General features: G+C 38.3%; 12 protein-coding genes. 2 read left to right on the top strand and 10 right to left on the bottom strand.

Annotated elements, in window-relative coordinates:
- The first annotated feature begins 83 nt into the window (after positions 1-83).
- Positions 84-695 (top strand): GNAT family N-acetyltransferase, encoded by a 612-nt coding sequence (locus tag LN051_RS01740; protein ID WP_229292916.1) that lies wholly within the window; start codon positions 84-86, stop codon positions 693-695.
- A gap of 37 nt (positions 696-732) precedes the next feature.
- On the opposite strand, the gene LN051_RS01735 is transcribed toward LN051_RS01740, so the two are convergent.
- Both LN051_RS01735 and LN051_RS01730 read right to left on the bottom strand, forming a co-directional pair.
- The gene (locus LN051_RS01735) at positions 733-2,001 is read right to left on the bottom strand and encodes a (Fe-S)-binding protein (RefSeq protein WP_229292915.1); all 1,269 of its coding nucleotides are present in this window, start codon (positions 1,999-2,001) and stop codon (positions 733-735) included.
- Positions 1,994-3,400, bottom strand: a complete 1,407-nt coding sequence (locus LN051_RS01730) for an FAD-binding oxidoreductase (RefSeq protein WP_229292914.1) — start codon at positions 3,398-3,400, stop codon at positions 1,994-1,996. Before LN051_RS01730 ends, LN051_RS01735 begins: the two co-directional genes overlap by 8 nt.
- Positions 3,401-3,558: 158 nt before the next feature.
- Here LN051_RS01730 and LN051_RS01725 point away from each other — a divergent pair, with 158 nt between their 5' ends.
- Positions 3,559-3,987, top strand: a complete 429-nt coding sequence (locus tag LN051_RS01725; RefSeq protein ID WP_229292913.1) for a 6-pyruvoyl trahydropterin synthase family protein — start codon at positions 3,559-3,561, stop codon at positions 3,985-3,987.
- A 49-nt stretch (positions 3,988-4,036) separates the two neighbouring features.
- On the opposite strand, the gene LN051_RS01720 is transcribed toward LN051_RS01725, so the two are convergent.
- The 8 genes from LN051_RS01720 to LN051_RS01685 all read right to left on the bottom strand — a co-directional run bounded on the left by LN051_RS01720 (position 4,037) and on the right by LN051_RS01685 (position 11,169).
- The gene (locus tag LN051_RS01720; RefSeq protein ID WP_229292912.1) at positions 4,037-4,753 is read right to left on the bottom strand and encodes an HAD family hydrolase; all 717 of its coding nucleotides are present in this window, start codon (positions 4,751-4,753) and stop codon (positions 4,037-4,039) included.
- Positions 4,754-4,848: 95 nt separating this feature from the next.
- Positions 4,849-5,586, bottom strand: a complete 738-nt coding sequence (trpA, locus tag LN051_RS01715) for a tryptophan synthase subunit alpha (RefSeq protein ID WP_229292911.1) — start codon at positions 5,584-5,586, stop codon at positions 4,849-4,851.
- Positions 5,579-6,793: a tryptophan synthase subunit beta gene (gene trpB / locus LN051_RS01710; protein WP_229292910.1), complete on the bottom strand. Its 1,215-nt coding sequence runs from the start codon at positions 6,791-6,793 to the stop codon at positions 5,579-5,581. Before trpB ends, trpA begins: the two co-directional genes overlap by 8 nt.
- Positions 6,790-7,419 (bottom strand): phosphoribosylanthranilate isomerase, encoded by a 630-nt coding sequence (locus LN051_RS01705; protein ID WP_229292909.1) that lies wholly within the window; start codon positions 7,417-7,419, stop codon positions 6,790-6,792. The genes trpB and LN051_RS01705 overlap by 4 nt, the downstream gene beginning before the upstream one ends.
- Positions 7,410-8,201 (bottom strand): indole-3-glycerol phosphate synthase TrpC, encoded by a 792-nt coding sequence (gene trpC, locus LN051_RS01700; RefSeq protein ID WP_229292908.1) that lies wholly within the window; start codon positions 8,199-8,201, stop codon positions 7,410-7,412. Before trpC ends, LN051_RS01705 begins: the two co-directional genes overlap by 10 nt.
- Entirely contained in the window at positions 8,185-9,201 is a 1,017-nt protein-coding gene (gene trpD, locus LN051_RS01695) for an anthranilate phosphoribosyltransferase (protein ID WP_229292907.1), read from the bottom strand. Before trpD ends, trpC begins: the two co-directional genes overlap by 17 nt.
- Positions 9,188-9,769: an anthranilate synthase component II gene (locus LN051_RS01690; RefSeq protein ID WP_229292906.1), complete on the bottom strand. Its 582-nt coding sequence runs from the start codon at positions 9,767-9,769 to the stop codon at positions 9,188-9,190. Before LN051_RS01690 ends, trpD begins: the two co-directional genes overlap by 14 nt.
- A complete protein-coding gene (locus tag LN051_RS01685) occupies positions 9,766-11,169 on the bottom strand; it encodes an anthranilate synthase component I (RefSeq protein WP_229292905.1) in 1,404 nt (467 codons plus the stop codon). Before LN051_RS01685 ends, LN051_RS01690 begins: the two co-directional genes overlap by 4 nt.
- Positions 11,170-11,671: the final 502 nt, after the last annotated feature.

Genomic DNA, 11,671 nt, shown 5'->3' with positions numbered 1-11,671 from the left:
AATTAAAATGTTTATTTATTGTTTTATGAATGCCGCGCTTGGGCATGTTATTACTATGAAAGGAAATATAAGGAGGCGACGACATGATTAAAAATATCGAGGTACACCCTGCCTATCCAGAACTCCCTGAAGTAGGCTTTTTAACAACACTTGCAATACAGGAAATGAGTTATCCTCTTTTTGGAACGACCAATTTAAATCAAATTCATCAATACATCCACACACTTTGGAAACATAAGCGTAATCGTTTCAGTCACGATTGGAGCTGGGTTGCCCATGCTGATGGTGAAGTGTCCGGACTTATTACTGCCATGCCAGCCAAACAATTGAATCGTGCTGATAAATATACATTTTTACATATTCTTCAAATGAAACAGTGGCAGATCTTTCCACATTTTTATCATTATGCTAAAAATATTCGAGCACTTCTTGCACTAGAAGAAGCTTACGACGATGAATTTCATATTTCACTCTTATCTGTAAAACCTGAATACCATCGCCAAGGCATTGCCTCTCTTTTACTTCAGCATATCGAAGCTATAGCTCAACATCACGGTTACAATAAACTGTCCCTTACTGTAAAACAAACGAATACAGACGCCCAACGACTCTACACTAAATCTGGATATACGATTGAATCTGCCATTAATCACGCACCTTATCATTTATATCGAATGGTCAAACCATTAACATAATTTTTTATGAACGAATGATGATATTATTTTTATTTTCTCAATTGATTTGACATGCCTCTGCGACAACTTCGACAAGGTGTTTAACTTCAATTTGGCTTGAAAGGCCTTCGCGTTCCACACCTAACTTCATTTGAAGGTGACAACCAGGATTTGACGTAATAATCAAGTTAGGTTTCACCTTTTGAACATGGTGCATTTTATCATCTAAAATTTGCATTTCAGCTTCATAATTCACCAAATTATAAATACCTGCCGAGCCGCAACAATGGTGTTGGTTTTCAAACGGCAACAACGTTAGCCCTGGAATCGCATTGAGTACATGTTCTAGGGCTTTAAAGACTTTTTGAACATTTTCTAAATGGCAAGACGGTTGGTAAATTGCTTGCGCATTTAACTGCGTGCGCCACACTAATGTTTGTGCAGCTAAAATTTCTGATATATCTCTTACCTTATTCACAAATTTCGTCGCACGCTCATGCCATGATGTTCCTTTTTCAAACAATTTGTCGTATTCTTTTAACGCTGCACCACAACCTCCAATCGTATTAACAATGTAATCAAAGTCGTAACGTTCATACGTTTCGATATTTCTTTTAGCGAGCGAAATGGTTTCTGCGGTTTGACCTGCATGATGCTGTAAGGCGCCACAACACGTTTGCATAGCGACATTCATCACTTGAATGTCATGCTGTTCCATAATTTTAATTGCTAAATCATTAATATGGCTAAATATGGCATCCATCATGCATCCTTGAAAAAAGCCTACCGTCATTGATTTTTGGCGAGAAAATGCTCCTTTGTGTTGTGGTGTTGTTTTATGAACTTTAGGCAAGATTTTTTGAAATTGTTGATATTTAGGCGCAAACTTTAAAGCACCTGTTGCTGTTATTATTGTTTCCACACCTGATTTTTGATAGAAACGTAGCCCTTTATTGACGAGACGTAATGCTTTTGGGTGTTTAAGTAAACCTTGAAAAGCCGTATAACGTATGACTTTTTCAACGTTGGATTGTGCCTTTTCCTCATAAAGTACCTCTACGGCTGAACTTAAAATGTCTCCATAGTTAACATGAGTTGGGCACACCGTTTCACATGCTCTACACCCCAGACATAATTCTATACTTTCAGCCATATCCTCCAAAGTCACTTTGTTTTCCGCAGCCAATTTCACTAAATTAATCCGTCCTCTTGGTGAATGTTTTTCATTTTTAAAAGAGACATATGTAGGACAAACCGGTAAGCAATAGCCACATTGCACACAATCAAACGTAGCTTGGTAATCGAGACGGGATTTTAAATTAGTCATTGTGCAACACCAATCTTGTTTCACCTTCAGCTGGAAAAATCTTTCCTGGATTTAATACGTTGTCAGGATCTAAAGCTTGTTTAATTGCTTTTTGAAAAGCAACGCCTTCTGTTCCGAGTTCTCGCGTCATGAAGGCTTTTTTCATCGTTCCAATGCCGTGTTCACCTGATAAAGTGCCACCGAGTTCAATAGCATAATTGAATATTTCTTCTACTGCTTGCTCTACATTTTGTATCGCCGTTTTATCTCGCATGTTGGCATTAATGGTCGGATGTAAATTGCCATCACCTGCATGTCCAAAAACAACAATACTTAACTGATATTTGTGCTTTAGTTCTGATATCTTTTTAAACATATGTGGGATTTTGCTTAATGGCACAGTCGCATCTTCAGAAATTTTAGTGTAGCCACTCTCCACCACTGCAGGTGACACTGCCTTACGCACACGCCACAATTCTGCCTCTTGTTCTTTTGTCTTTGCAATTTCAATATGCTCTACACCAATTTTTTCAAGTGCGACTCGAATCGTTTCCATTTCTTTTGTTAAAGCATCCGGCTCACCATCCACTTCCACAAGCAATATTGCAGCTGCTGCTCTTGGCAAATCTAATCCTGCATAATCAACCACTTTATTAATCGCATGATGATCTAAAATCTCCATTTTCGACGGTCTGACGCCCGAAGTTAAAATTTGAGAAATTGAACGCCCTGCACTTTCCAAATCTTTAAACACAATCATCGCCGTTTGTGTAGCTTTAGGCTTTGGAATTAAACGTAAAGTTGCTTCAGTAATAATGCCTAGCGTCCCCTCTGAACCTACTAGCAACTTTGTTAAATCATAACCTGTCACATTTTTAATTGTTTGACCGCCTGTCCGAATAAGTTCTCCTTGCGCTGTAACTACCTCAAGCCCTATGACATAATCTTTTGTCACACCATATTTTACGCCATGTGGCCCACCCGCATTTTCTGCAAGATTTCCTCCTATTGTGCATACCGCAGATGAAGAAGGATCAGGTGGATACATAAGTTGATGTGCTTCCGCTAAAGCGTGTATTGTCGATGTTTTCACGCCTGGTCGTGTTTTAATAATTAAATCGTTCGGATAAATTGTCACCTCATCCCATTGAGAAAAATCAATGACAATCCCCCCATGTACAGGCAGTGCGCCACCTGACAAATTTGTACCAGCACCTCTTGGATAAATCGGTTCGTTAAAACGGTTCGCCAGTTTAACTATCTCTTGAACTTCTTTTGTTGAAAGTGGTTGCGTCACAAATTCAGGCACGTACTGTCCAAATGATCCATCATATCCGTATGATATTCGAGAAGCCGTATCTAAAAAAAGTCGTTCGCCTAAAAGTAATTTTAAGGCGCTTTCAAGCGTTTCATGTTGCATCAAATACCCCCTCATTTGATAACTTACATGTTTCTAACCATTTTACACGATTTATCTCCTTTTCGCATGAGAACGAAGAAATTTGAGTATACGCGTATCTTTTCGTGATTATTTTGTATTGTGTTATGCTAATAAAAAAGTAGAAAAGAGGTCTTTTCATGGCAAAATTCGATGATGTCAAGCCACCCAAACACTTTGCAAGACACCAAAAAACCGTTTTAATTTTAAGACATTACGAATTCTGTGCGGACGCCCGCATCTTTTTTAACGAAACTTCGTACCATGATTTAGAAGATAATCGTTATTTGTTAGATATAGAACTTTGGTCTAAAACAGATGAACTTGGTATGGCCGTTGACTTTAGGATTATTGATAACATTTACAAAACCCATCTTGAACCTTCACTTGAGGGACAATTATTAAATGAAACTTTGCCAGATATGAATATTACTTTAGAAAACTTAATTCATTGGATTTGGGAAACTTTCAGTACACATCTCCCAGATAACGTCTCACTTAACGCTATTACTATGTATGAATCACCTGATCAGGGCGTCCGTTTTACACGCGACATTATGGCACAATAATCATAAAAATAACCACCTCAGTTTCAAAGTAAACTTCGGTGGTTTTGCATTATTTTAAGTGCTCATTTTGTAATTTTTCAATCACTTCAACAAGCCCTTCTTCTGAATCTACATAATAATCAGGTTGATAACCTTTAAGGGTTGCCGAACGATTGCGACGGTTAAACCAAATGGTGTGCCATCCCGCATTAAGTGCTCCAACGACATCATTTTCAAAATTGTCTCCGATGTAAAATGTGTTCTGGGGCTTTAAATCTAATGCTTGTTCAACCAGTTTGAATAGTGCGACATCTGGCTTATACATCCCTGTTTCTGCAGAAATAAATATATGTTTTTCTGGTATGATGCGGTCAAGCTCTAGAGCTTTTATTTTCATGCGTTGATGGTGCCCTTCACCATTTGTAATGACGCCCATTAAAGTGTGCTTTTGTTTTAACGCATATAACATTGTTTTAATAGGATGGGATAATGTGATACGCTGTTGCGCTTGTTCATAGTCTCTTTGAAATGCTAGTGCCTTTTTTTCTGGCAAAGCAATATCAAAATCATTCGCTGCTTCTGTGATACGGTATATTTGCATTTCAGTCACGGTCATATCGCCATTTTGTGTTTGATCAAAGACGTCATCACTGTAATGTCGAAAATGACGATACAGCGTTGCTACATTGATATCACTGTCCGCAAAATGATACTGATATGCAATGTTAAAAGCTTCAAGTTGATCGTATAACGTGTCATCTAAATCAAAAATAAACGTGTAAGCCATATGCACCACATCCTTTCCCTCTCGATAACCTCATTATAACGCGTTCAGTAACATTTCACACTTATCTTCGCATAAAATTGCAAGCACTTTCGCTGTTATGCATCTGTTTCATTTAAAACTTTTCGCATGTTTTTTAAAAATGGTCGTGTTGCCTCAATCCCGTCTTCATCTAATCGTCGGACAATTTCGCTTCCTATAATTACACCATCTGCCACAGACACGATATCAGTTACTTGTGTTTCATCACGAATGCCAAATCCAGCCATTACTGGAATAGACGTATACTGCTGAATCGCTTTGATTTTAGCTTTTAACTCTGGATGAAATTGCGCATTTTGTCCTGTAGTTTGATTCATTGTTACCGTATAAATGAAACCTTCTGCTTGTTCCGCTATTTGTTTCATACGTGCCTCATGCGCAGTCATCGCAATTAATGAAATGATTTTCACATGTCTTTGAGGGTAACGTGCTTTCAATTGTTCCGTATATTCAAATGGCATATCCGGAATAATTAAACCATACACATCGGCCTCATCTAGCGCTTGCATAAATGCCGCTTCACCATAAGCTTCTATCATATGCGCATAGGTCATTATAATTGTTTTCGCTTTAATTTCTTTTTGATGTATTTTCAATTGTTCCAAAATCTTTTCTAACGTCATCCTTGCTTGAATCGCTTTTTCGCCAGCTTTTTTAATAATAGGACCGTCAGCAACAGGATCTGAAAAAGGCACGCCTATCTCGACATAATCTGCCCCTTCGCTATCAAGAAGTTTTAACGACTCTATAAAGTTAGGACCTCCCATAATATATGCGACAAACTGTTTACGCATGAGACTCACCTCTCTTTTGCGCCGTATATTGACGTATCGTCTCCATATCTTTATCTCCACGACCTGATATCGTGACGACAATAATCTCATCTTTCTGCATCTTTGGTGCCAATTTTTCAACATAACTTAAAGCATGCGCACTTTCAATCGCTGGAATAATACCTTCAGCTTTAGTAAAACGAACAAGTGCTTCCATCGCTTCATCATCCGTGGCAGATGCATAGGTCACTCTTCCAATATCATGGTAATAACAATGTTCCGGCCCAACACCTGGATAGTCTAAGCCAGCTGAAATCGAATGCGCTAACTCAATTTGATGATGGTCATCTTGAATTAAATACATTTTCGCACCGTGTAAAATACCTTTCTTCCCTTTTGAAATTGCAAGCGCATGCCGATTCGTATGCGCGCCTTCTCCTGCAGCTTCAACACCATAAAGTTTCACATCGTCTGTAATAAAAGGATAAAACGTGCCAATCGCGTTTGAACCGCCTCCAATACATGCCACAACTGCATTTGGTAAACGTTGCTCTTTTTCTTGAATTTGACGTTTAATTTCGTCGCCAATAACCCGTTGAAATTCACGTACCATTGTCGGAAATGGGTCTGGCCCTAACGCCGATCCCAATAAATAATGGGTATCCTCAACATGTGCGACCCAATATTGTAAAGCTTTGTTTACCGCATCAGATAACGTTCCTTGGCCTTCTTCGACAGATACAACCTTCGCACCGAGCAACTCCATTCGAAAAACATTCAACTGTTGACGTTTAATATCTTCTGCACCCATAAATACGACAAGCTCCATATCAAATAATGCTGCTACTGTTGCACTCGCTACACCATGTTGTCCTGCACCAGTTTCTGCTACAAGCTTCTTTTTGCCCATGCGTTTTGCAATTAAAGCTTGCCCAATCGCATTATTAATTTTATGCGCACCTGTATGATTCAAATCTTCACGTTTCAAATAAACTTTTGCACCTCCTAATTGTTCTGTATACGATTGCGCATACGTTAACGGTGTTTCACGCCCAACATATTCTTTTAAATACGTCTGAAATGTTTCTAAAAAAGTGGGGTCTTGTTGTGCTTCATCAAATGCTTCTTTCAGTTCCTGAATTGCTGGCATTAGCGTTTCTGGTACATAGCGGCCGCCATAACCACCGAATAAGCCATTTTCATCTGCTTGTAATTGTATATGTTTCATTTCAATGCTCCTTTCACCGTGTCAATGAATTGTGCCATTTTCCTACTGTCTTTAATCCCTTTCGCTCGTTCTATACCGCTTGAAACGTCAAGCCCTTCAATGTGAGGGTAATGCTTGATTAACGTTTTAACATTATGATTATTCAACCCTCCTGCAACTAAAATTGGCGTTTCCGTACATTCAGATAACACTTTCCAATCAAATGTCTCTCCAGAACCACCAAACAATGCAGTCGGCGTATCTACTAAAATCTTATCTACTAAAGGGGCAAATGTTTTCACTTGTTGAATACAATCATTGTGCGCTGGAATCGCTTTAAAAATTTTAATACTTGGACAACTTGTTTTTAACGCTTTTACAGTTTCAACTGATTCATTACCATGAAGTTGCAACACATTAATATTGGAAGTTTGCACAAGATTTAATAACGCTTCTATAGGCGTATTAACAGTGACTGCTACACGATCAATATAAGAAGGGACATTCTCGAAAAGTTGGACAAGTTTGTCACGTTCGACATATCGTTTACTTTTGGGATACGTAATGATACCAATCGCATCGATATTAAGATGACATGCCACTTGAATATCTTTTTCGCGTGTAAATCCACAATACTTTAGATACATCTGCTTCCAACCCTTTTTCGTTTAAATGTTTGAAGTAATGTTGCTGGGTACTCCGCCTTCATAAGCGTCTCACCGACAAGCACGCCATGAATGCCTGACGGTACTATTTTTTCAACATCTGTACTTGTTTTAATGCCACTTTCCGAAATATAATAAATGTCATTGCTTTTATTTTTTAAAATCTTATTGGTATGTTCTACCTTCGTCACGAAATGTTGTAAATCTCGATTATTTACGCCAATTATTTTAGGACAGAGACGCTGTGCACGTTCTAGCTCTCTTTCGTTATGAACTTCAACTAATACTTCTAAATTAAGTTGTTGCGCATAACGGTATAAACGCTTCAGTTGCGCATCACTTAAAATATGCACGATGAGTAAAATAATAGACGCCCCCGCTCGCTTCGCAACATCAATTTGCCGTTCATCAATCATAAAATCTTTACATAAAACAGGAAGATCTGTTTGTTGTGTTAAATCCGCAAGACGTTCAAATGTACCATTAAAAAACTGCTCATCCGTTAAAATAGAAATTGCTGCAGCGCCTCCTTCACAGTACGCTTGAATTTGATGCTCTAAAGGGCGCTCAGGTATATCGCGCACCGTTGGACTTTGAGACTTAATTTCCGCTATAACTTCTACATGCCTACTTTGTTCTAACCGTTCTACTAATGTCGATTTATGATGTACGTCAACATGTGGTAGCGTTTTGAGTTTTGCTTCGTAATACCCTGTCTCCAATAACATTTTTTTATAAGTTACAATCTCATCCAATATAGACATCATGCTCCTCCTTTACCATCTTTTTATAGAGACGATAAGCTTGCCCACTTTGAATTAAATGTGCAGCTTGAATGACACCGTCTTGAAAATCAATCGCTTTTTCTGCCGCATAAAGTGCCAGTGCTGTATTTAAAATAACAACGTCTCTACGTACTGAAGTATCTGTGCCATCTAAAATGCCGAGCGTAATGGCTTTATTTTCTTCAGGTGTGCCACCTCGAAGCGCTGAATTAGGGGCATAACGTAATCCTAAATCTGTTGCCTTAAGTGTATAGTGTTTAATGATGCCATTATCAATTTCATAAAGTTGATTTTCTCCCGACAATGTCGCCTCATCCATGCCTCCAGCTCCATGGACAACGAGCGCCTTTTTTCGACCTAATTGCTTCAATGTTTCCGCTACGATTGCCATACGTTTCGAATCAAATATTCCCATCACTTGATAATCTAATTGAAAAGGGTTAATGATAGGACCTACTATGTTAAAAATGGTAGGCTTGGCGATAGAGCGCCGAACTGGCTGCAAATTTTTCATAATTGGATAGGCTTGTGTAGCACTTATAAATGCGAGGTTCGTCATAGCGACTTGACTTGAAACTTCTGACATCGATGTTGTAGGCACATGCAACGCCTTCAAAATATCGACGCTTCCAGATTTCGAAGTCACACTTTTATTGCCATGTTTGATGACTGGGACACCCGCAGCTGCCACAACAAACGATACTGTTGTTGAGATATTAAAACTATTTGAACCATCGCCCCCTGTCCCACATACACACATGCTACCGGGGTATTTAGGTTGTGGTAAATAGGTCGTCTGAATTAATTCTGAAGCAAGCGCAAATAATTCCTCCGACGTCTCGCCTTTGTCCGTATAAGCTTCAAGTAACGTCACTTTTTCAGTTAAATTCACATCTTCTGAAAGTAATGTTTGTACAAAAGTTGTTATTTCTTGTGGCGTAAGTGCATTTTTGTTACGTAGTGATTCAAGCAAAGTCATGAGGTTTAACTCCCTTCTGAGCAAGTTCCATGAAATTATGCACGATCTTTGTAACTTCTGGACTTGCGAATGATTCTGGATGATATTGAATGCCATAATGCAAATGTGTTCGATGTTCAAAAGATTGAATCGCATCCTCTGTGCGCCCTGTTATGATGAGTGCACTCGGACACGTTATCTCTTCACAAATTAAAGAATGATAACGCATGATGTCGGAATATTCAGATATATTTTGGTATAAAGGTGTTGCTTGTTCAAATTGAAGCCGATCTATTTTACCATGCATCACTTGTCGCCCTACCTTTACTTCGCCACCATAATACCTATACAAAGCTTGCGCGCCTAAACAAACCCCTAAAATAGGTAACGCATTGAAATGTTTAATAATTCTATTGAGATATGGGGTATCATCAGGATGCCCTGGTCCAGGAGAGATTACAAGCACGTCAGGACATAAATCAAAAATACTTGAATCATCTGGGTAACGCACTTTTACTTCATCATATGGATGAAATAAATCGACCAAATTATACGTAAACGAATCATAATTATCGATGACAAGAATCATAGCACCACCTCCAACAAACTTTTAGCTTTTAGCCGAATTTCTTCAAGCTCCTTTTCAGGAATAGAATCATAAACTACGCCACAACCAGCTTCCACATTCACAAATGTATCATCGATAACCATAGTACGTATGACAAGCGCTAAATCAAGTGAATGATCACAATTGATATAACCAATACCTCCACTGTAAACGCCCCGTTTGTATGGATGATAAGCATAAATCCGTTGTATCGCCCTTATTTTCGGCGCACCAGAAACGGTTCCGGTTGGCAATAATGAAGTAATCACATCCATAGGTGAAGTATGGTCATCTAACGTACCGACAACCTCACTTACAATGTGCATCACATGTTCATAACGTTCTACTGTCATTAATTTAGGAATTTTTAATGATTCAGGGCGTGCAATTCTTAAAATATCATTTCTACCTAAATCTACGAGCATACGATGTTCACTTAATTCTTTTTCATCTTGAATAAGTGCCTGTTCATTTGCGCTATCTTCTTCAACGGTAGCTCCCCTTTTTATCGTACCAGCAATCGGATTGGTCATGACCTCGTTTTGCTTCACTTTTACAAAACTCTCGGGGGAACTTCCGACAAGAATCGGCCCTTCCATATGGTAATAAAACATGTACGGGCTAGGATTATTGCGTTTAAGTTGTTGATACAATTGATACGCCAATCTACCACGAGAAGCTCCGAAGTGATGTTCATAGCGGTATATTCTTGAAGGTACAACTTGAAACATATCTCCTTGTTGAATTAATGATTTAAAAGCCGTTATTCGTTGTATTAACGTCTCGTCAGAAATATTACTTTGGATGTTTTTAGATGGTAGATGAACACTTTTTTCATTTTCAAACAACTGTACTTTTTCAAATTCTGAGATCATCCCATCTAATCGTTCATTCAATTCTGAGTCTGTTGCATTCGAGAAGAAATCCGTTGCGATAATATAAATTTGTTCCATATAATGATCGAATACATATACAGACTCTACCATGTGAAATAAGACGTCGCTCGTTTCTCCAACAATAGCTTGTTGCTTCAAAATTGGAAAAGCATGTCTTACGAGATCAAAACTACAATAACCTAAAAATCCCGAAATAAAAGGAAGTTGCGCTAACTCTGGATGTTCAATTGTTGCTTTACACTTGTCAATGTACTGCTTCAAATGTTCAAAAGGCTGAGTTTGAATCGTTTTTGTTTCATATGGCGTTTGAATGTAAAGTGCGTCTTCAACAAGCTCACATTTTCCATACGTATCAAAAACGACCATAGAATAACGTCCTTTTGTTTGATGTGTTGTTGTACTCTCTAAAATAATTTTGTGCTTTCGATGTCTAGCAAATGTTTCAGGGTTTACAGGTGCATTGATAATACGATATTTAATGTTCATACAATTAGACCCCTCCTTAAAAAATAAAAACCCGCGCGTCAACATCCCATATCAGGACGCTTCACGCGCGGTACCACCCTCATTAACAGCCATAACTGTTCACTCTTAGTATGCAATTGGTTGCTTTTAGAAAGACCCAATTCATTTCACAAAGGTATGAACTCACATCACCCGTTCATTTTCTGACACTACCTTGTTGTCAAATTACTTCATCTTTCCTCACAAATATAAAACACCACATTAACGCTTCGAAAAGGACGCGTTAACGTGGTGCCACCTTTATTAACATGCATAAACATGTTCACTTTTAAATCTTATTTAAAATGATAAAACTGCTGATTGCCCAATTCGCGATTGTGTCGTGCTAACTTACATCACCCGTTAGCTTTCTATATGCTACAACGACAAACGTTACTTATCAATCCGCTATAATTATTTGATAATTCATACTATACAGATAATAAAGTCACGTGTCAATATCAAAATTTCACCATTGATTTTG

Origin of the sequence: Staphylococcus ratti, assembly GCF_020883535.1 — a bacterium.
Taxonomy (GTDB): Bacteria; Bacillota; Bacilli; order Staphylococcales; family Staphylococcaceae; genus Staphylococcus; species Staphylococcus ratti.
This window is presented reverse-complemented; position numbering and strand designations above follow the sequence as displayed.

What these genes read in the sequence shown, in the direction of transcription:
- LN051_RS01740 (WP_229292916.1), top strand. Translation starts at nt 84, where the DNA reads ATGATTAAAAATATCGAGGTACACCCTGCCTATCCAGAACTCCCTGAA.
- LN051_RS01735 (WP_229292915.1), bottom strand. Translation starts at nt 2,001, where the DNA reads ATGACTAATTTAAAATCCCGTCTCGATTACCAAGCTACGTTTGATTGT.
- LN051_RS01730 (WP_229292914.1), bottom strand. Translation starts at nt 3,400, where the DNA reads ATGCAACATGAAACGCTTGAAAGCGCCTTAAAATTACTTTTAGGCGAA.
- LN051_RS01725 (WP_229292913.1), top strand. Translation starts at nt 3,559, where the DNA reads ATGGCAAAATTCGATGATGTCAAGCCACCCAAACACTTTGCAAGACAC.
- LN051_RS01720 (WP_229292912.1), bottom strand. Translation starts at nt 4,753, where the DNA reads ATGGCTTACACGTTTATTTTTGATTTAGATGACACGTTATACGATCAA.
- trpA (WP_229292911.1), bottom strand. Translation starts at nt 5,586, where the DNA reads ATGCGTAAACAGTTTGTCGCATATATTATGGGAGGTCCTAACTTTATA.
- trpB (WP_229292910.1), bottom strand. Translation starts at nt 6,793, where the DNA reads ATGAAACATATACAATTACAAGCAGATGAAAATGGCTTATTCGGTGGT.
- LN051_RS01705 (WP_229292909.1), bottom strand. Translation starts at nt 7,419, where the DNA reads ATGTATCTAAAGTATTGTGGATTTACACGCGAAAAAGATATTCAAGTG.
- trpC (WP_229292908.1), bottom strand. Translation starts at nt 8,201, where the DNA reads ATGTCTATATTGGATGAGATTGTAACTTATAAAAAAATGTTATTGGAG.
- trpD (WP_229292907.1), bottom strand. Translation starts at nt 9,201, where the DNA reads ATGACTTTGCTTGAATCACTACGTAACAAAAATGCACTTACGCCACAA.
- LN051_RS01690 (WP_229292906.1), bottom strand. Translation starts at nt 9,769, where the DNA reads ATGATTCTTGTCATCGATAATTATGATTCGTTTACGTATAATTTGGTC.
- LN051_RS01685 (WP_229292905.1), bottom strand. Translation starts at nt 11,169, where the DNA reads ATGAACATTAAATATCGTATTATCAATGCACCTGTAAACCCTGAAACA.